This window comes from Bacteroides sp. PHL 2737 (genome assembly GCF_004115325.2).
Taxonomy (GTDB): domain Bacteria; phylum Bacteroidota; class Bacteroidia; order Bacteroidales; family Bacteroidaceae; genus Bacteroides; species Bacteroides hominis.
The window spans coordinates 4,151,774-4,171,672 of the sequence record NZ_CP040630.1 but is presented as its reverse complement, the minus strand read 5'-3'; the positions used below and the strand labels follow the sequence as shown (position 1 = coordinate 4,171,672).

Genomic DNA, 19,899 nt, shown 5'->3' with positions numbered 1-19,899 from the left:
AGTTGGTTATTTCTTGGTTTTCTGTCCTACCAGATAATCCGGGATAGCCAGACATACGATGAATATCAGGACGTAAAGTAAGGCCCACCACTTTAAAGACAGAGTCCAGTTGTAGCAAAGCAACAGTATTGCGATGAAAAAAATGGCGGTTAAGCCTGTTCTCCAGGAAGGCAGAACCCATCTGAAAATCTTGTTGCAATAATCCCAGTGTGCCGTGAGCATTGCTTCCGGAAGTGCTGGGAGAGCCTTGGAGAATCTTACTTTATATTGTGGGATACGTATGTCATTGCTGTAGACTTTTACCGTTTCCAGATATTCGACGAAGATGCCCTGCCGGACTAATCTTCTTTCCAGATTACTCTTACGGCTCTTTTGGTTCTTCTTCAGCCATGCCAGATCTAACACCATATCCGTACCACATAAGGCCGATGATACTCCCAGGCGGATGGCTCCTTTCCGGAAGAAAGAATGATTGATTTCTTCGTTCAATGCCTGAAAGTATTGCTTCCGGGTAGAACGGTTTTCTGTGATAGGATGAAGTTGGATAGCTCTGGCTCCTCCATCGAATGCTTTATTTATTTCATTCAGAAACGCAGGTTCAATCCAAGTTGTTTTTCCGAGGATGATTACGGCATCAAAATCCTTTTCATCCAGCGTACCTACGGTTTCTGTCAGGTCTTCGTAAGTGAATACTTTATACAGCTCTTCCGGATAGTCGGGCGAAAAAGAGAAAGGAGTATCCGTAGGGAACAGAATGGCAAATCTATGTTTCTTTCCTGTCTTCGGGTATCGCGTGGCATTCTTTAAAGAAGCTGCCACTGCCGGTATTCCCAGATAGATGGTAAACAGGCTGAAGCACAGAAACAGAATAAAATCTGTTATTTGAATAAAAGTATCCATAGTTTCATATGTACGGTTATACGTTCTCTTTTTGTATAAACGCCGTGAAAGTTCTCAGGATAATTTTCATATCCAGTTGGAAGGAGAACGTTTTGGCATATTTTATATCCAGTTGCTTACGTTCATCAGCGGACATCTTCCCACTGCTTCCGCGTTTTTCTACCTGCCAAAGTCCCGTTAGCCCGGCCGGCCCCATGAAGCGGTCGATATATTCATCGCTTGTCAGCAGTTCGGCTTCGTAAAGCGGGAGAGGGCGGTTGCCCACGATGGACATATCTCCTTTCAGGATATTGATAAGTTGCGGCAGTTCGTCGATGCTGTACTTACGGATGATGCGTCCCACTTTGGTGATGCGGGGATCATTCTCCAGTTTAACGAACGCATTTTTCTTTTCTACGGACTTTTTATTTGTATAGCTTTGTTCGGATATGACGAAATCATCTGAAATAAGCATGATTTCTTCCTCATTCAGCTCCATATCATCGCTGATCAGCAGTTCTTCTTCCGCCGGGTTCTGTTCTTCCTCCTCGGCCTGATATTGGTTAAGCTGGTTGAAGTCTCTCAGGTGTTTGTCCGCATCGGTATACATGGAACGGAATTTCAGGAAATCGAATATTTTGTAGTTGCTTCCTACCCGTTTGGATTTATACACTACGGCACCCTTACTCTCCATCCGGATGGCTAACGCTGTGATTAACAGTATCGGAGATAAGCAGAGTATGGCTATCGACGAGAAAGTTATATCAAATAATCTTTTCCATAAAGGCAGTCTGAAAGCCTGTAAGTTCGATCCTTTTTCGTTGATATCGTTAATTTTTTGCTGTTTCCGTCGCATCATAAACTCCGACATGTTTTTAAATGCTTCGGAGGTAGAATCAAACGACATTGAATTATTGATACCGGCTTTCAGATAGACGGGCCTGTCTTCTTTATTGATTCCTTCAGTGACAAGGACGATGTATACACCCGGGAATTTTTTTCTCAGATACTGGATCTCAGGAATATCTTTTGATAGATCCCGTTCTTCGAAAAGGATCGCTATATCATACTTTTCACGAATCTTATCGATAAATTCGCTCGCTTTCTTGCTGTTTTGAATGGCATAAAACGCACCTTCAGCTATCTTAGAGAAATGTTCGATAGTAGCAGTATGTCTCCCGATATAAATGAGATGTGGCATTTAGTCTATGATTTTTCTGACACGGATTTTTAGCTCCATGGGGTTGAAAGGTTTCAGGATATAGTCTTCGGCTCCTTCTTCCAATAATCTGATTCTTTCGGTTGTACTTTCTTCACTGGAGAGCATAATGACGGGAATGTCTTTGAACAATTCATTGTGCTTCAGGTAATGCAGGAATTCATCTCCTCTCATCTCCGGCATTCGTATGTCTGATATTATCAGGTCCGGTAAATTACCTTCATATAACCATTCAATTGCTTTTATCGGATTTTGTACATACTGGCAATCGTAATCTTTGCCTAAATAGATTGACGCTACTTTACCAATCGTTTCTTTATCGTCAACAAGTAATATCTTCTTTCTCATAATGTGATTAAGTATCGTTATGATGTTTGCTTTGTTGTTTGTTTAAGTGTAAGATAGAGTATATTTACTCAGTACTGCAAATATATATAATATTTCTGTAACAATGTTCTCTAAAAGAAGTGTTTTTATCTGAAGGCTCTCTTTTAGACACGAAAAGAGGCTGGGTCGAAACTATTTTCACCACGGAGTAACACAGAGTAGCACAGAGTCTTTTTGCTAATAATCAACAATTTAAAATTGCCTCTGTGTTACTCTGTGTCCTCCTGTGGTGAGTTTTGACACAGCCTTCTGTTCAATAGTCTGTTCTAATTTTTATTGGTCTGGAACACTTTGGTATTATCAAAATCGTTCCACCACTTTGTGTTATTCACTCCACCGCTGGTTACCCATCCGGCAAACTGTTTATATGCATTTTGAATCTTTGTATATTCTAACGGCCATTTAAATTGGGTGGGAACTATGATGCCCCATGCCAGATTATCTTTGCTGATATAATATTTCTTTCCGTTTACGGAAGATGCATCATTGTTGCCTCCGAACAGTTCAGTATTTGCCAGTTTGGTTGGCTGATATCCGGCTACGTGGATCTCTTTTCGTTTGCTGCCTCTGTCAGTGATGATGAAGAGATTCAGTTTGTTTATATTGAGTGCATCACTGCTTGGTGCCGACGCCTGGTCGAATCTGAGTGTAAAGTTGATGATCTTGGAGTCCTTTTGGTTATTGTCACTACCGGAAACTGTATTGACGAACGAACCTGCCGGGCGCTCCATCAGTGCATGTGCATTGTCAAACAAGGGAACTACCGCATAGTCCTGGCCTTTCTCTATATTCTTATCAGTAAGGTCGAATGATATCGGACGATAGTTGTTTGCGTAAGTAACAGGCTGCGTGATGGCAGATGCCGGAATTTCGTCGAACATGATGGCGGCTGCAATTGCTTTCTGGGCACCGACAGCAGTTAACTCAATCGTCAGGTCGAGTTCTGTGATCTTATTCCATTTGTCTATACTTGTCTTTCTGTGTTTTATTTCCAGAACGATATCATTCATGTCGTAGTCTCCATACAGAGGCCACTGGTCTTCAAACAGGTATGTATAATTATGGTTGTCATCCACAATAATCGGGAAGTTAGGATCAGAAGGTTCCGGAGCAGGATCCGGCAGTTCCGTTTTTCCATTGCAGCCGGTTATGATGATATCGGGCTCGCTTGAAAAGATCACCTCACTTCCCGCTTGATACATGTCATTATGGGAACAATTGATTTTACCGCTGATATAAAGTTTACCACTAAACTTATTTGACCAGTTATCGATCTGTAATTTATCGGTCACTTTCAATAGAGAAGCTTCATCTCCTTCGCCTATAGCTGAAAAACCGGAGTTAATGGTTATTTTTTCTGCTTTTATCATTGAACCATTGGCCAACGTCAGTTTGGCATTGTCATAAAAGTATATATCATCAGCTTCTTCAAAATAATCCTTTTTCTTGTCATCTTCTTTTTCTTCTGCTATGACTCCATGATCCAGATAAATAATGCCTCCTGCTTTCATATGTTCTACAAAGAGCATGCAGTTATTATATAGGGAACCTCCCGCTTCACCGCTATCATATGTATCGAATTCCATTTCTCCGAAGTTCACGTTCTTACTTCCGGCTGCTGTATATTTCTTCGCTTCCAACTCACTTCCGGCAGCATTGTATACAATTGAAGAAGTATTCAATTTTATTTCTTCTTCTACATCTAATTCTCCGAAATTATGAATACTTCCTCCTTGAGAGGCATCTATATTGTGTTCAATATCTACTTTATTCCCATTATAGAGGAGATCAAAAGAATTTAATAGTAGATTACCCACTTCTATTTCACCGAAATTACAAATCGTGCTTTGCGTATTACCTTCCAATTTAGCTATCTTAATCTTGGCTCCGGATTGGATCGTTAAATTACTTGCATTCTGTAGTTTCAGGTATGTTCCCTCAATCGTTCCACCCTTTAGAACAATAATATCCAGGAAGTCTTGAGTAGTAGTTTGTGCCGGTTCCCAGTTTCCTTGTATATAGACAGTCGCTCTGTTGGAGTTGCTGAGAGAGGTATCTTTAAATTTTCCTTGGAATTTTCCGGTTACAATATAGGCTTTCCCTCCTTCCAAAACTTGGGAAGAACTTGTTACCGGGATAGCTCCATTGGTGTCATAGCTTTGTTCTGCTCTTTTAGGAATGTCAATTCCTCCGTTATTCCCTCTGGTGGCTACCAAAGCTCTCGTTTTGATGGCAGACGTACCTGTAAAAGAGCATTGAACATGGGAAGTTGATTCGCTGATTTCCACTTGTTTTATCTGGTCCCTGCCACGTGGGTCAGTCTGACGGACATAAAGATACTTTATATCCTTGGAAGACACTACTTCGGTCTGATAAGCTTCTCCTTTCTTGGCAACTCCTTTGGCTAAAGTATTGTAGGGATCCTCTGCTGTTGCTTCAAGCGGATTTTTATCTAATATTTCTACGGTATAATAATACTGTCCGTCAAACTCATCATCGACTTCCACGCTAAATTTTATGGAATTTGTAGACGACCAGTCGAATCCCGCCGGAGCACTGATATCCTCCATGGGATTGGGAGTTTGATAAGAGGGGTCATAGAGATCTTTGTTATCATCAACGCAAGCTGTAATGCACGCCGTCGATAGGATCATTGACGATGCAAAAAATAGTTTGTTAATTGTTGTTTTCATACTTGTTTGTTTTGTTCAGTATTTGCAAATATACAACACAAATATACAACTATTAATCGGCCTGCATTGCTTGAAATATAACTTATTATAACGTCATTAATATTTTTTAGGAATAATACGATCCGGTGATAACGAAGATGCCAAAGAGGCCTGGTGCATGGAGTGTTTATTCGGTCCTTTTGGTTATTTCGCCGATCAGGCAAGAATTCATTTTATACCTGATCTCTTTATTGTCGAGTCCATGCCCTAAGAGGAACATTAATTTGGTGACCGCACATTCCGGTGTGCTGTCGTATCCGCTGATGACTCCTGCCTGAAGCAGCTGGATACCGGTGCCATAGCGTTCCATTTCGACGGCACCGGAGGCACATTGAGTGATATTGACGATAATGATACCCCGGTCCGTAGCGTCTTTCAGTTCCCTGATAAACCACTCTTTCTGGGGTGCATTGCCTGAACCGAATGTTTTTAATACTACTGCCTTTAGTTCCGGCACATGGAGCAGTGCAGATACGATCCCCTCCTGAATCCCGGGGAAGAGTGTCAGAATGACTACGTTCGTATCAAACAGATAGTGAGGTTTCAGAGGCTTGGTCAGATCCGGTTTGCGGATCAGGTTAGGTTCATATTTAATATGGATGCCTACTCGTGCCAATGGGGGATAGTTGAACGAGCGGAAAGCGTTGAAGTTTTCAGCGTTGATTTTAGTCGTGCGGTTGCCACGCATCAGATGGTTTTCAAAAAAGATGCAGACCTCGGGAACGATTGCGGTGCCATCCGGATTTTTGGCTGCTGCAATTTCAATAGCTGTAATCAGGTTTTCTTTGCCGTCTGTGCGTAGTGTACCGATCGGGAGTTGAGAGCCGGTCAGGATGACAGGTTTACTCAGGTTCTCGAGCATGAAGCTGAGGGCAGAAGCTGTATACGCCATTGTATCGGTGCCGTGAAGGATGACAAACCCATCAAAAGAGTCATAGTTATAGTTTATAATCTTAACCAGTTTGGCCCAGAATGCCGGTTCCATGTCCGAAGAGTCAATAGGGGGATCAAACTGATAGGAAGAGATGCGGTAATTGAATCTTTTCAGTTCGGGTACGTGCTTTAGTAGATGGTCGAAATTAAAATTTTCCAGAGCACCGGTTTCCGGGTTTTCTATCATTCCGATAGTTCCACCAGTATAAATGAGTAATACGGAGGGGTAATCTGCTTTCATATCTGTATCTTTTTTGCTGTTTTGCCGACAAAGATACAAAAAAGAACTATAAACTATAAACGATAAACGATAAAAGAGACTGTGTCGAGATTCTTTTCACCACGAAGTTGCACAGAGTATCACAGAGCTCTTTACTAACAAACAACGACTTAAAATCGTTTCCGTGTTGCTCTGTGTCCTCTGTGGTGAGTCTTGTTCTTATTTTATTCCGTCAATTAATCGGAGAATGGCCTTTTCCGGATCCTTTTCTTCATTGAGCAGAGTAACAAAACGGCTGCCGATAATGGCTCCCGAGGCATTATCGCAGGCAGCACGGAAAGTGGCCCGGTTGCTGATGCCGAAACCTACCATGCGTGGATTGCGCAGATTCATCTTTTCAATCTTTTTAAAGTACGCACGTTTTTGTTCGTCAAAGTCCTGTTGTGCCCCTGTGGTGGCAGCCGACGAAACCATATAGATAAAACCGTCCGTATGTTCGTCAATCTCGTGTACACGCTCTTCACTCGTTTCGGGAGTGATAAGCATAATCACTTTGATGTCATATTGCTCCGCAATGTTGCGGAAGTGCTCCTGATAGTCTTTGAAGGGAAGGTCGGGAATGATGACACCGTCGATTCCACATTCGGCACACTGCCGGCAGAAGTTATCGAAGCCGAACTGCATAATCGGGTTGAGGTATCCCATTAATATCAATGGGATTTTTACATCCCGGCGGATATTATGCAGCTGTTCAAACAGAAGTTTGAGCGACATCCCGTTGCGTAGGGCTTGTGTGGCTGCATTCTGGATTACAATGCCGTCTGCCATCGGATCACTGAAAGGGATACCGATTTCGATCATGTTTACTCCATGTTTCTCGAGGGCACGGATCACTTCGGCTGTTCCCTCCAGTGTAGGAGTGCCGGCACAAAAATAGATGGATAGCAAATCCTTGGGATTGCTACTGAAAAGTTGGTTTATTCTGTTCATACACTTTTATTTTTAATTCATTACTTTTTTATATTCAGGGTTGGTGGAGCTTTATTTCCCCAGTTGCTCTAAAAAGAACTTGAGTCTTTCTACCTCTTTCAGTCCCGGTTTGGCTTCGAAACGACTGTTCAGGTCAAAACCCGCCAATTGGGGATGACGCAATTCTTTCAGGGTCGGAGCACTGTATGGATTGATTCCGCCGCTAAGTAAGAAAGGCTTTTTCCCTTTGTAGCTGTTCAGCATCGTCCAGTCGAATTGATTGCCCGAGCCGCCATGTTGTTCACATTTGGTGTCGAACAGGAAATAGTCACAAGATTTTTCGTATGCTTCGGTGTTCTCAAAATCCTTTCTCCGGGCGATGGAAAACGCTTTGATCAGCCTTAACCCGGTTGACCGGAGTGAATGACAGTATTCCGGTGATTCATTGCCATGCAGCTGGATATAATCCAGACTGAAACGGTCGGCAAGTATCTCGATTTCTTTTTTGTCTTCGTTGACAAAGACACCCACACGCTTTGCCGCATCCGGCATGTAAGCCGGAAGCTCGCATAGGCAGCGGGGAGACTTCGGGTAGAAGATAAAGCCTATCATGTCGACCTTTAGTTGTTCTACATCGCGGATATTGTCGGCTTCGCGCATTCCGCAGACTTTTATCAGTTTGTCGTTTATCATTCTTGTTCTTAATTGAATGGTTTTGATTTCGATTCACCACGGAGGACACAGAGGACACAGAGTTTTAATTTTCAAGTCCACAGAAATATCTTAAATTTTCCCTCTGTGTCCTCTGTGCTACTCTGTGGTGAATTTGTCATGGGAATGGGTTACTGGGTTCGATTCGTTTATAAATTCTTCCAGTTTCTTGCCCGGTTGCCCGGTTTTCATAAACGTTTCTCCGATCAGGAATCCTCTGAATCCGGCATTACGCAAGCGCTTCACGGTTTGCGGATCGGATATGCCGCTTTCCGACACCAATACTGTGTTCCGGGGCAGTTGTCCGGCCAATCGGAACGAGTTCTCCACATCCGTAAAGAAAGTGCCGAGATTTCGGTTATTGATCCCCACCATATCGATCTCCTTATTTATAAATGGTAACTCTTCGGCGGTATGGATTTCCAGCAAGACTTCCAATCCCAGTTCATGAGCTTTTTCAGCAAGGGCATGGCACTTCTCTGTATCCAGTGCGGCAGCAATCAGCAGTACGGCATCGGCTCCGACTATTTTGGCCTGATACAGTTGATATTCGTCGATTATGAAATCTTTGCGCAGAATCGGAATATTTACCAGCGGGCGTGCCGTACGGATATCCTTCAGGCTTCCTCCGAAGAACTTTTCGTCCGTGAGGATAGAAAGCGCCGAAGCACCCGAGGCTGCATATTCCGGCACTACCTGTTCGGGGCGTGCGTCTTCATAAATCCATCCTTTGGATGGAGAGCGGCGTTTGAATTCTGCAATAATACCGGTAGACGAGGAAGTTAGTGCCTGCTTCATGGAGTATCCGGGCCGTATTTCGTCAGATAGTTTCTCCTGAAGCTGTTCCGATGGGATGGCCTGTTTCTGCAAGTCTATTTCGAAACGCTTGTTGGCGATGATTTCGGATAATATATCTTTCATGCTTTTGGGTGGGCGATAGTTTTCCTATCTGTTTAGTTCAACAAATTTCTTTAAGGTCTCTTTTGCCTTGCCGCTGTCCAGTGATTCACGGGCGAGGGCGATGCATTCTTCTATCGGCTTATCCGGACAGATCACCTGGATGGCGAAGGCAGCATTGACAACCACTACGTTCTTTTGTGCTTCCGTAGCCGTTCCTTCCATAACAGCATCAAATATTTTTGCTGCGTCCTCCGGGGTATTTCCGCCGTCGAGGTCGGCTTCTCCGTAACGGTTGAAGCCGAGACTTTCCGGAGTATAGATTTTTTCGTTGCCGCAGGTAGCCACTTTAAATTCGTCGGTCAGGGAGATTTCATCATACCCGTCCAGACTATGTACAACGGCAAAGCGGGTGGCGCTCTCCTGATAGGTATATGTGTACAGACGGAGCAACGGGAGGTTGTAGACTCCAAGTAACTGATATTGCGGTATGACAGGGTTTACCAACGGACCGAGCATATTGAAAAAGGTACGTACGGCCAACGCTTTCCGTATCGGTGCCACTGCTTTCAGGGCAGGGTTGAACAAAGGGGCATGCAGATAGGCGATGTTGCACTTTTCCATAGAACGGCGGAGCCGGTCTGCATCGCCGGTGAATTTTACTCCATGCTGTTCCATTACGTTGCTGGCTCCGCTGACGGAAGTGGCACCGTAATTGCCATGTTTTACTACCGGAAATCCGGCTCCTGCCACAGTGAAACAGGCTGCGGTAGAGATGTTGAATGTATTTTTGCCGTCACCTCCGGTTCCTACGATATCGATAGGCGCAAATTCACTCAGATCCACTGGTACGCGCATTTCGAGCAACGCATCACGGAATCCGCAAAGTTCCTCTACCGATATGTTGCGCATCAGGAAGACGGTTATCAGTGAAGCCACTTGTGCGTCGTTGTATTTGCCTTGTGCAATGTTCTGCAATATGGTACGGGCTTCGTCCCGTCCCAGGTATTGATGTTCGAATAATTTATATAGAATCTGTTTCATGGGGTTTATTGGTTTAAGAAGTTTTTAATGATTTCTTTTCCTTGCGGAGTCAGCACCGATTCGGGATGGAACTGGATGCCATGTACGTTGTACGTGCGGTGCCGCAATGCCATGATTTGTCCTTCACGGCTTTCGGCGGTGATCTCGAGGCATTCGGGGAAGTCCTCGCGGCTTACTACCCACGAATGATAGCGGCCTACGGGTATTTCGTGTCCCAAACCTTTAAAAAGAACATCTTCCTTCAGGATGTTGACCGGAGTCTGTACGCCATGGTATACTTCTGTCAGGTTTTCGAGTGCTGCCCCGAAGGCTTCACCGATGGCCTGATGTCCCAGGCAAACTCCTAAGATGCTTTTGGTCGGTGCATATTTCCGGATAATGGGTAGCAGCAGTCCGGCTTCTTCCGGTATGCCCGGTCCCGGCGAAAGGATGATTTTATCAAAACGTTCCACTTCTTCCAGTGAAATTTCGTCGTTGCGGAACACTTCAATGTTAGTGGCTCCCAACTCTTTTACCACGTGCAGCAGGTTGTAAGTGAAAGAGTCATAGTTGTCCAGGAGCAGAATCGCTTCTTCCCGTCTGTTAAGGGGATCTATCTTGTTATTCATTGTTTTTTTTATTTGTTTTAGAGTTTGGGTTCACCACAGAGGACACAGGCTGCACAGAGTTTTTTTTAGACATAAGAACAAAAGAACAGATAATTCTTTATGGGTTCTTAGGTTCTTTTATCTGAAAACAGATGGAGCGCAGCTAATTAATCTCTGTGTCCTCTGTGTCCTCTGTGGTGAATGCCTTTTAGTTTTTTAGTTTTACGGCCAGATCTATTGCTTTCTTCAGTGCTCCCAGTTTGTTGTTGACCTCTTGCAGTTCGTATTCGTCCTGACTGCGTGCCACGATGCCTCCTCCGGCCTGGAACCACAATTCATTGTTGCGGCTTACAAAAGTACGGATCGTAATGGCCTGGTTCAGTTCCCCGTCCAGTCCGATGAAACCGATGCAGCCTCCGTAAGCTCCGCGGTTGTGCGGCTCTATCTCACTGATAAGCTGCATGGCACGTACTTTCGGTGCGCCGCTCAACGTCCCGGCCGGGAAAGTGTCGATGAAAGTCTTGAGCGGATTCGCCCCTTTGTTCAGTGCTCCGCTGACGCGGCTTACCAAATGGATGACATGGCTGTAATATTGCGGTTCTTTGTAAAACAGCACCCGCACGTCGTGGCAATTGCGGCTGAGGTCGTTGCGTGCCAGATCTACCAGCATCACATGCTCTGCGTTCTCTTTCGGGTCGGCCAGAAGTGCTTCCGTCAGTTCTTTGTCCTTTATGGTGTCTCCCGTACGCCGTGTGGTTCCGGCAATCGGATCGATATAGGCTTGTCCGTCTTCTACTTTGCAGTGTGTTTCCGGTGACGAACCGAAGATGCGGTATCCGCCGAAGTCAAAATAGAACAGGTAAGGGGAAGGGTTGATGCTGCGTAGCGCGCGGTATACCTTGAAGTCGTCACCGGCATAAGGCTGGATGAACCGTCTGGACAGTACAATCTGGAAGACGTCTCCCCGGAGGCAGTGGGCGATACCTTTGCGTACATTCGCTTTGTGCTCTTCGTCGGTGATGGTACTGGTGACGGGACCGGTCACTGAGAAGTTGTACGAGGCATAGTTGCGGTTCTCGATGGCCGATTCCAGTTGTGACAGACTGCTGTCTTCTCCTTCCGCCAGCATTTCCACCAGAGTCAGCTCGTTCTTGAAGTGATTGAAGACGATGATGTACTTATATAATATGTATAGCAGGTCCGGAGCGTCGTTTTGCTCGTCGTGGCTTTCTTTCACGGGGATGTGCTCAAAGTACTTCACTGCGTTGAAAGTGGTATAGCCATACAGTCCGCAGAATTTCTTATCGGCTCCCACTACATGGAACTGGTTGATGAAGCGGTTGAACGCATTCTCTACGTGGAACGTCTTGCTGAGTGGTTCTTCCCCGCGGCTGTTGTCGGGATACGTAGTGGTCACTATTCCACTGTTTATGCCGATGCTTGCCAATGGGCAGAGTGCGATGAACGAGAGGGAATTTTCTCCGGCATGATAATCCGAGCTTTCCATTAATGCCGATTGCGGATACATATCGCGCACTTTGAGGTAGATGCTTACCGGAGTGTGCAGGTCGCCCAAGACCTGCTTGCTATGGGTGGTATAATGAAAGGTATTCATAATTTTTTTCTTTTTAATTTGATTTTGAATTCACCACAGATTACACAGATTTTCGCAGATTGACGATCTGTTTTGTGGGTAATTAGATTAAAAAATCTGTGTTAATCCGTGTAATCTGTGGTGAAATGATTTATCCCAAATAAGTTTCTATATCTTTATCTCCCCGTCCCGATACGGTCAGCACGACTACATCTTCCGGTTTGAAGGTCATTTTATCCAAGGCTCCCAGTGCATGTGCCGATTCCAGTGCGGGAATGATTCCTTCCAGCCGGGTCAGTTCGTAAGCGGCACGGATGGCTTCATCGTCGTTGACGGCCAACACCAATGCCCGTTTTTTGTCGGCGAGGTTGGCATGCATCGGTCCGATACCGGGATAGTCCAGTCCGGCGGAGATAGAGTAAGGCTCTTCAATCTGCCCGTCTTCGTTTTGGATCACGAACGTGCGTGCACCATGGATGATTCCCATTTTACCCAATTGAATGGTAGCTGCCGTCATTCCGGTTTCTATCCCCTTGCCACCGGCTTCGGCCAAGACGATCTGAACCCGTTCGTCATCGATGTAGTGGTAGATAGTTCCGGCAGCGTTGCTTCCTCCGCCCACACAGGCAATCAGGTAGTCCGGATAGTCACGTCCCTCTTTTTCTTGAAGTTGCTTTTTTATCTCTTCGCTGATGACCGACTGCAAGCGTGCCACCATATCCGGATACGGGTGTGGTCCTACGGTGGAACCGATGATGTAATACGTATCCGAAGGATGGCAGCACCAGTCGCGGATGGCTTCGTTCGTAGCATCTTTCAGTGTCATGTTACCCGATGTTACCGGGATGACTGTGGCTCCCAGCATCTTCATCTTCTCTACATTGATATGCTGGCGTTCTACATCCGTTTTTCCCATATACACGATGCACTCCATGTCCATCAGGGCGCAAACGGTGGCCGTTGCCACTCCGTGCTGTCCGGCACCGGTCTCGGCGATGATCCGCTTTTTGCCCATGCGGCGTGCCAGCAGAATTTGTCCGATGGTGTTGTTTATCTTGTGGGCTCCTGTATGGTTCAGGTCTTCCCGTTTCAGATACATCCTGCAACCATACTTTTCCGAAAGGCGGTGAGCCGGGTAGAGGGGAGAAGGACGTCCTACATAATCCCGCAGCAATTGGTCGAATTCCTTTTTAAAATCCTCGCTTTCGATCACTTTGAGATACGTGTTTTTCAACTCTTCTACGCATTTGTGGAGTATTTCCGGCACATAAGCACCTCCGAATTCTCCGTAATAGCCATCCTGATCAACTAAGAAACTTTTCATAATCCTATTTTTTATTCGTTATTTGTATTTTCGGTCAAAAAAGAAAGAGCCCCGTCGCAGGTTGCGACAGGGCTCTTTCTGAATTTCTGTTATATCTTTAATGAGGTATATACATACGAGCGCTGCTCCCTTACGACTGTCGGAGTTGTAACGGGCGCCACCACCAATATGTATTTACTTGCATTTTCATCATTGCTAATTGTTATTTAACGGGGGCAAATATAGATACTTTGTTTGGAATAACAAATAAAATCTTTCTTTTTTTTATTTCCCTCCTTTTTATTTTTTGTTTTGGCGGGAATCTATTTATGATTTCTCAAATACTTGCTGTACATATTTTTAATTGTCGGATGCTCGCAGGGAGTGGTTCCTGATTCTGCTGAACCTGTATTGCTTTGTTTCTGTTGTTTTAATATTAACTTTTTTATTATCAGAAGATTATGAATTTGCTTAACTTTAAATTAGGGTTCAATGGCTCAAGGTTCACTCTATGGGTATCATACCTTGTGGGAAGATGTTGTGTTTGTTGTTAAAAAGTACTTTCTAAAAATCTTTTGCTCTTTAGCGCATTTTGGAGCTTGTGTAAAATATATTATATTGTATATGTGTATTATTTATGTCTGTTTTTAGAGTTGCGCATTATCTGTTTTTGTGTCCACTATTATTAGAGGTATTTGTGTGTAATTGTTTGATTTTAAATGTTTTATGCAGGAACTTCTTTGTGTTTTCCCCAAGGATGAATCCCATAGAATGAGCCTTGAGCCTTTGGACCTAACCGATGTATATTATATATACATTGAGTGTAAGAAAGAATTGGTGAATGCTCGAAATAGAAGTCCTTTTTAAACATTTTGTTATTTATATTGTTTCTTCAGATATAAATTATTTAAAAACAGAAACCAAACATTATGAAACAAAGAAAAGTTTTAATTGCGATTGCCGTTGTCATATTCATCCTGTTGCTGCTTTACTGGCTTTTTGTAGCCGAGGACATCAACGCTTGGCTGCCTGTAAACTAAAAACTTGTATTTTTCGTCCTAAACACTTAAGTCTTTTCAGCGAAACGCTTAGACGTTTTCCGAAAACGTTTAAGTCTTTTGCCGGAAACACTTAAGTCTTTCCTGAGAAACACTTAAGTGTTTTTTTCCGCATGATTCCCCTGCAAATCTTTTTGTTTTCCGGAAAGAAGCGATTATTTTTGTATCTGATTGAATATCGTATAAATGATGATATAAACTGATAACCTATGGATAATTTTATTTTTCAGAATCCCGTGAAGCTGATCATGGGACACGGGATGATTGCCCGGTTGAGTAAAGAGATACCGGCAGACAAGCGGGTGATGATTACCTTCGGTGGCGGTAGCGTGAAAAAAAACGGTGTATACGACCAAGTGAAAGAAGCCCTGAAGAATCATTTCACTGTAGAGTTCTGGGGCATTGAGCCTAATCCTTCCATTGAGACTTTACGTAAAGCCATTGCCCTTGGAAAAGAGGAGAAGGTGGACTATCTGCTGGCTGTAGGAGGCGGATCGGTCATCGATGGCACGAAGCTGATTTCTGCCGGACTGTTGTACGATGGGGATGCGTGGGATCTGGTGCTTGCCGGACGTCCGGTGACAAATACCGTTCCTCTTGCTACTGTCCTCACTCTGCCTGCCACGGGATCGGAAATGAACAGCGGAGCCGTGATTTCGCGTCATGAAACCAAAGAGAAATATCCTTTCTATTCCAATTATCCCTTGTTCTCCATTCTCGATCCGGAAGTGACGTTTACACTGCCGCCCCATCAGGTGGCCTGCGGTATTGCTGATACGTTTGTACATGTGATGGAGCAATACATGACAACTCCGGGACAGAGTAGGGTGATGGACCGCTGGGCGGAAGGTATCCTGCAAACCTTGATGGAGATAGCTCCGAAGATCCGTGAGAATCAGCACGATTATCAGCTGATGGCCGATTTTATGCTGTCGGCAACGATGGCACTGAACGGCTTTATCGCTATGGGAGTATCTCAGGACTGGGCTACGCACATGATCGGGCACGAACTGACCGCACTTCATGGACTGACACACGGACATACACTGGTCATCGTATTCCCCGCTACTCTGCGTGTGCTTCGCAAGGTGAAAGGTGATAAGATTCTGCAATATGGCGAGAGGGTACTCGGCATTACTTCCGGGACCCGTGACGAACGTATCGATGAAACGATCCGCCGTACAGAGGAGTTTTTCCGTTCATTGGGGCTGACTACCCGCCTGAGTGAGGAGGGCATCGGCATGGAGACGATTGATGAAATAGAACGCCGTTTCAATGAACGGGGGGTGAAATATGGCGAGAACGAAAATGTGACCGGAGCTGTTGCGAAGGAAATCCTGAAGAGCGCACTTTAGTCTTGTATTCACCACAGAGTACACAGAGGGCACAGAGTTCTTTTATGTTTTTTCACCACAGATTACTCGGAATGCACAGATATGCTAAGTACGGATGATCCATCTCTATAATCTTTTCTCTGTGTACTCTGTGTCCTCTGTGGTGAGTCTCCGTTCATCGTTCATCGTTTTCCGTCCGCATGTTTTTGGTATAAAGGCTGTCGATGATACCGTCTGATAGCCCGATGGTCGGGACTGTGATACCGGTTGCGTTCACCTGTTTTGCCACTTCCAGAAAGATTTCCGCTGCCGGGACAATTACATCTGCCCGGTCAGGCTTCAGTTTGAACTGTTTGATCCGTTCTTCTTTAGAGAGGGGCTTCAGGGTTTCGCAGATTTCCTGTAACGACTCGACGGGAAGGAAAGATTGTTTTTTGTCCTTTTTGTCCGCCAGGCGGAAAAGTTTATTGATATTGCCTCCCGATCCGATGATCTGGATGGAGGAATATTCGGCAGCCAGTGCCTGAAGGTCGGAGCGCATCTGTTCTTTTTCTTCGTTCTTTACCATGCCGCTGAGCATACGCACGGTACCGATATTATAGGAACGTGAGCTTTTGAGTTCTGCGTCGCAGATCAGGTTGATTTCCGTGCTACCACCACCGACGTCAACGTACAGGTAGTTCTGTCCCGAAGCAAAAAGCTGTTCGATGTGGTTATCGTATACGATATGCGCCTCTTCCTGCCCGTCGATGATTTCGACGCGGATACCGGTTTTCTTTTCTATTCTGCGTGTGATTGCTTTCCCGTTGCGGGCATCACGCATGGCCGAGGTGGCACAGGCGCGGTAATCTGACACTTCGAATATCTTCATCAGTTGCTTGTAGGCTTTCATCAGCCGGATCAGTTTCCCGGCTTTTTCTTCTGATATTTCTCCGGTGGTAAAAGCGTCTTCACCTAACCTGAGGGGGATACGTATCAGTTGAACTTTGCTCAATAATCCTTCGGGCGATCCTTCCTCGTTTACACTCTTTATCAATAACCGCACGGCATTGGAACCAATGTCGATGGCGGCATAGTTTACTTTCTTCATTCTGATTCTTTATAGTATTTGTATAATTCTTCCTGAGAGCGGAAAGGGACACCGCTTTCCTCCCATGTCTTGTTTTCGCCACTGCCGTTTACGATGCGTCCTTTGGCCGTATCGCGGAGTCCGTAGCAGACCACTTTTTCAGTTCATCCTGTATCGCTTTATTGTATACGGGTGTGAGCACTTCGATGCGGTTGTCCAGGTTGCGGGGCATCCAGTCCGCCGATCCTATATAATATTTCTCTTCTCCTCCGTTGGCAAAGATAAAGATGCGCGGATGTTCCAGGTAACGGTCAATGATACCGTTGATCCGGATGTTGTCGCTGATTCGGGGCACACCGGTCACCAGTGAACAGTTGCCCCGGACCACCAGGTCTATCTGTACGCCGGCTGTTGAAGCCTCGTAGAGTTTCTGTACCAGCGCCCGGTCGGTGATGTGGTTCACTTTGGCAAGGATGTAGGCCTCTTTTCCTTGTTGCTTGTTTTTGATTTCCTTGTTGATCAGTGCTATCAGCCGTTTGCGCATATCGTTGGGTGACACGAGCAGTTCTTTGAAGTTGGCGGGAAGATACGGCTTCTCGATAAAATCGAATACCGAGTTGACCTCGCGTACGATGGACCGGTGTGCGGTCATGATAGTGAAATCGGTGTACATCCGTGCGTTTCCTTCGTGAAAGTTTCCGGTGCTGATACAAGCCAGGTCACCGAACCGTGTTCCGATATGTATCAGTTTGGAGTGAATCTTCAGTCCTTCCACTCCGAAGATCACTTTGATTCCGGCATCCTGCATACGTTTGCTCCAATTGATGTTGGAGGCTTCGTCGAAGCGGGCAAGCAACTCGATGATGACGGTCACCTTTTTCCCGTTTTGTGCCGCACAGATCAAGGCTTTCACTACCTTCGAATCTTTGGCCAGGCGATAGAGGGTCATCTTGATGCTTCTCACCTCTTTGCTGATGGCCGCTTCACGCAGTACGCGTATCACCGTGTCGAACGATTGATAGGGGTAATGCAGCGAGCGGTCTTGCTTCCGGATCAGTTTCAGGATACTTTCCTCACCGTTCAGCTCCTGCTTGAAGACGGGAGGCCAGGCAGGGTATTTCAGGTCAGTGCGCCCGCAGTCGGGGAACTTCATCAGGTCTTTGAAGTTATGATAACGTCCGCCGGCTACACGGGTGTCGTTTTTGTCTACGTTGAGGCGGTCGGTCAGCTTTCGCAGCAGGTCTTTCGGCATCTGTTGGTCATAGACGAAACGGATCGGTTCACCCCGCTTCCGGCTTTTCACCCCTTTTGATATCTTTTGAAGTACACCCGTACGCAAGTCGCTGTCTATCTCCATTTCGGCATCTTTGGTGAATTTGAAGGTATAGGCTTCATAATCCGTATAGTTCATACCTATGAAGATCATCGGCAGGCAGTAGCGGATGACGTCATCCAGGAACATCAGATACGTTTTACCGTCCGAATCCGGCAGACGGATGAAACGTCCGAACTCGTTGGTGGGAAGTTCGATGACGGCATAATCTCTTACTTTCACTTTTCCCTCGCCGTCTTTGCGTTGCAGGCGGATGGCCAGGTAGATGTCTTCGTCGGTCTGGTCGTCCGGTTGGCGGGAGGTTTTATTGAGAAAGAGCGGGTTGGTAGAACCGTTCAACCGGTTCCGGTAGAGTGAAGTGATGAAGAGCTCTTGTTCCGGTGTGAGTTCGGTGTCTTTGATGACATGGATGTTTTCTTGTTTCAACTTTTCCATGATCGAAGCGAACGTTTCTTCAAATTGCCGGTAGTACTGATTGTGCAGCTTGCCGATCTGCTTCAGTGTGCGTGCGGCCGTATCACGTTCTTCGCGGATATTTTTGTCGCCATACTCCACAATACGGTTCAATGTAGCCACACGAACACGGAAAAACTCGTCTAAGTTGTTTGAGTAAATGCCCAGGAAAGTAAGTTGCTCCAGTAAGGGAACTTCCGGGCGGGCAGCTTCAAGCAAAATGCGTTGATTAAAGTACATCCAACTGATGTCCCGTTCTACATAAAGCTTTTTACGTCTCGCTTCGTCTGATTTCATTCGGATAAGAGTTTACTTATTTTTTTGCAAAAGTATGCTTCTGCGATGTAATAGATATTACATTCTTGCTATGAACTTATTACAAAAATCATTTGTTCTTTTTATATGTAGACAGAAACACGTATATTCGCAGAAAGTATGCGGGATACCCCGTTAAAAAAATGTAAGATATGAAATCAATGAATTATTCTCTTATCCGCACTATTTGTGCGCTTGTCATCGGCCTGGTGTTGGTGCTCTGGCCGGACGCGGCAATTAATTATATTGTCATAACCATTGGCATATTGTTCCTGATTCCGGGATTTATTGTGCTGATTGGTTATTTCGGTACCAAACCCGAACCGGGTGTGTCCCGCCGTTTCCCTATCGAGGGGGTTGGAAGTCTGCTCTTCGGACTCTGGCTGGTTACGATGCCGGGCTTCTTTGCCGATGTACTGATGTTCCTGCTGGGCTTTATCCTGATTATGGGAGGCGTACAACAGATTGCATCCCTTTCGATGGCACGTCGCTGGATGCCTGTGCCGGGCGGCTTTTATGTGATACCGGCCCTGATCCTGATAGCGGGTGTCGTAGCCCTGTTCAATCCTACCGGAGCACGCAACACGGCTTTCATGATAATCGGTATCAGCAGCTTGGTTTATGCCGTTTCCGAACTGATCAACTGGTTCAAGTTTGCCCGTCGCCGTCCTAAAACTCCGGTGAAAGGAGAGATAGAGGACGCGGAGATCATTGAATAAAAGAAGAGAGGGTTGCCTCACGGCAATCCTCCCCCTGCAAACTTAAAACAACCAACAAAAGAAATAGGTTTCTGAAAGGGGATGTGCCAAAAACTTTTCACCACAGATTACACCGATTCTCACAGATTATCAACATTGATAAT

15 protein-coding genes and 1 pseudogene are annotated in these 19,899 nt (G+C 45.4%); 2 read left to right on the top strand and 14 right to left on the bottom strand.

The genetic code is table 11. The annotated features are described in order from the left end of the window. Nucleotides 1–6 precede the first annotated feature (6 nt). The 12 genes from DBK98_RS17235 to trpB form a co-directional block, all read right to left on the bottom strand. A complete protein-coding gene (locus DBK98_RS17235) occupies nt 7–900 on the bottom strand; it encodes a hypothetical protein (RefSeq protein WP_032537034.1) in 894 nt (297 codons plus the stop codon). 16 nt (nt 901–916) lie between these two features. Then, entirely contained in the window at nt 917–2,080 is a 1,164-nt protein-coding gene (locus DBK98_RS17230; RefSeq protein WP_005778348.1) for a sugar transferase, read from the bottom strand. After that, the gene (locus DBK98_RS17225; protein ID WP_032530046.1) at nt 2,081–2,446 is read right to left on the bottom strand and encodes a PleD family two-component system response regulator; all 366 of its coding nucleotides are present in this window, start codon (nt 2,444–2,446) and stop codon (nt 2,081–2,083) included. 305 nt (nt 2,447–2,751) lie between these two features. After that, entirely contained in the window at nt 2,752–5,178 is a 2,427-nt protein-coding gene (locus tag DBK98_RS17220) for an LruC domain-containing protein (RefSeq protein WP_032537035.1), read from the bottom strand. 166 nt (nt 5,179–5,344) lie between these two features. Continuing rightward, nucleotides 5,345–6,391, bottom strand: a complete 1,047-nt coding sequence (locus DBK98_RS17215; RefSeq protein WP_005778344.1) for an asparaginase — start codon at nt 6,389–6,391, stop codon at nt 5,345–5,347. Between the two features lie 198 nt (nt 6,392–6,589). Then, entirely contained in the window at nt 6,590–7,360 is a 771-nt protein-coding gene (gene trpA / locus DBK98_RS17210) for a tryptophan synthase subunit alpha (RefSeq protein WP_032530048.1), read from the bottom strand. Nucleotides 7,361–7,411: 51 nt separating this feature from the next. Further along, on the bottom strand, nt 7,412–8,032 hold the full coding sequence (locus tag DBK98_RS17205; protein ID WP_005778341.1) for a phosphoribosylanthranilate isomerase: 621 nt from the start codon (nt 8,030–8,032) through the stop codon (nt 7,412–7,414). A 117-nt stretch (nt 8,033–8,149) separates the two neighbouring features. Continuing rightward, nucleotides 8,150–8,971 carry an indole-3-glycerol phosphate synthase TrpC gene (trpC, locus tag DBK98_RS17200; protein WP_005806632.1) on the bottom strand — a complete coding sequence of 274 codons (822 nt, stop codon included), beginning with the start codon at nt 8,969–8,971 and terminating at the stop codon, nt 8,150–8,152. Between the two features lie 24 nt (nt 8,972–8,995). After that, a complete protein-coding gene (gene trpD, locus DBK98_RS17195; protein ID WP_005778337.1) occupies nt 8,996–9,991 on the bottom strand; it encodes an anthranilate phosphoribosyltransferase in 996 nt (331 codons plus the stop codon). Nucleotides 9,992–9,996: 5 nt separating this feature from the next. Further along, a complete protein-coding gene (locus tag DBK98_RS17190; RefSeq protein WP_005806627.1) occupies nt 9,997–10,599 on the bottom strand; it encodes an aminodeoxychorismate/anthranilate synthase component II in 603 nt (200 codons plus the stop codon). Between the two features lie 187 nt (nt 10,600–10,786). Then, on the bottom strand, nt 10,787–12,193 hold the full coding sequence (locus DBK98_RS17185; protein ID WP_032537036.1) for an anthranilate synthase component I family protein: 1,407 nt from the start codon (nt 12,191–12,193) through the stop codon (nt 10,787–10,789). Between the two features lie 130 nt (nt 12,194–12,323). After that, nucleotides 12,324–13,496 carry a tryptophan synthase subunit beta gene (gene trpB / locus DBK98_RS17180; RefSeq protein WP_005778331.1) on the bottom strand — a complete coding sequence of 391 codons (1,173 nt, stop codon included), beginning with the start codon at nt 13,494–13,496 and terminating at the stop codon, nt 12,324–12,326. A 1,246-nt stretch (nt 13,497–14,742) separates the two neighbouring features. Between trpB and DBK98_RS17175 the strand changes: the two genes are divergently transcribed. After that, a complete protein-coding gene (locus DBK98_RS17175) occupies nt 14,743–15,888 on the top strand; it encodes an iron-containing alcohol dehydrogenase (protein WP_005806615.1) in 1,146 nt (381 codons plus the stop codon). A gap of 154 nt (nt 15,889–16,042) precedes the next feature. Here DBK98_RS17175 and DBK98_RS17170 read toward each other — a convergent pair whose 3' ends face one another. Together DBK98_RS17170 and DBK98_RS17165 are read right to left on the bottom strand one after the other, a co-directional pair. Then, entirely contained in the window at nt 16,043–16,957 is a 915-nt protein-coding gene (locus DBK98_RS17170) for a Ppx/GppA family phosphatase (RefSeq protein ID WP_005806613.1), read from the bottom strand. Further along, nucleotides 16,954–19,019: pseudogene (locus DBK98_RS17165) on the bottom strand (RNA degradosome polyphosphate kinase). The gene DBK98_RS17170 and the pseudogene DBK98_RS17165 overlap by 4 nt, the downstream one beginning before the upstream one ends. Before the next feature lie 170 nt (nt 19,020–19,189). Between DBK98_RS17165 and DBK98_RS17160 the strand changes: the two are divergent. Next, nucleotides 19,190–19,756, top strand: coding sequence for an HdeD family acid-resistance protein (locus tag DBK98_RS17160; protein ID WP_032537037.1), 567 nt, complete (start codon nt 19,190–19,192; stop codon nt 19,754–19,756). Nucleotides 19,757–19,899 lie beyond the last annotated feature (143 nt).

What these genes read in the sequence shown, in the direction of transcription:
- DBK98_RS17235 (WP_032537034.1), bottom strand. Translation starts at nt 900, where the DNA reads ATGGATACTTTTATTCAAATAACAGATTTTATTCTGTTTCTGTGCTTC.
- DBK98_RS17230 (WP_005778348.1), bottom strand. Translation starts at nt 2,080, where the DNA reads ATGCCACATCTCATTTATATCGGGAGACATACTGCTACTATCGAACAT.
- DBK98_RS17225 (WP_032530046.1), bottom strand. Translation starts at nt 2,446, where the DNA reads ATGAGAAAGAAGATATTACTTGTTGACGATAAAGAAACGATTGGTAAA.
- DBK98_RS17220 (WP_032537035.1), bottom strand. Translation starts at nt 5,178, where the DNA reads ATGAAAACAACAATTAACAAACTATTTTTTGCATCGTCAATGATCCTA.
- DBK98_RS17215 (WP_005778344.1), bottom strand. Translation starts at nt 6,391, where the DNA reads ATGAAAGCAGATTACCCCTCCGTATTACTCATTTATACTGGTGGAACT.
- trpA (WP_032530048.1), bottom strand. Translation starts at nt 7,360, where the DNA reads ATGAACAGAATAAACCAACTTTTCAGTAGCAATCCCAAGGATTTGCTA.
- DBK98_RS17205 (WP_005778341.1), bottom strand. Translation starts at nt 8,032, where the DNA reads ATGATAAACGACAAACTGATAAAAGTCTGCGGAATGCGCGAAGCCGAC.
- trpC (WP_005806632.1), bottom strand. Translation starts at nt 8,971, where the DNA reads ATGAAAGATATATTATCCGAAATCATCGCCAACAAGCGTTTCGAAATA.
- trpD (WP_005778337.1), bottom strand. Translation starts at nt 9,991, where the DNA reads ATGAAACAGATTCTATATAAATTATTCGAACATCAATACCTGGGACGG.
- DBK98_RS17190 (WP_005806627.1), bottom strand. Translation starts at nt 10,599, where the DNA reads ATGAATAACAAGATAGATCCCCTTAACAGACGGGAAGAAGCGATTCTG.
- DBK98_RS17185 (WP_032537036.1), bottom strand. Translation starts at nt 12,193, where the DNA reads ATGAATACCTTTCATTATACCACCCATAGCAAGCAGGTCTTGGGCGAC.
- trpB (WP_005778331.1), bottom strand. Translation starts at nt 13,496, where the DNA reads ATGAAAAGTTTCTTAGTTGATCAGGATGGCTATTACGGAGAATTCGGA.
- DBK98_RS17175 (WP_005806615.1), top strand. Translation starts at nt 14,743, where the DNA reads ATGGATAATTTTATTTTTCAGAATCCCGTGAAGCTGATCATGGGACAC.
- DBK98_RS17170 (WP_005806613.1), bottom strand. Translation starts at nt 16,957, where the DNA reads ATGAAGAAAGTAAACTATGCCGCCATCGACATTGGTTCCAATGCCGTG.
- DBK98_RS17160 (WP_032537037.1), top strand. Translation starts at nt 19,190, where the DNA reads ATGAAATCAATGAATTATTCTCTTATCCGCACTATTTGTGCGCTTGTC.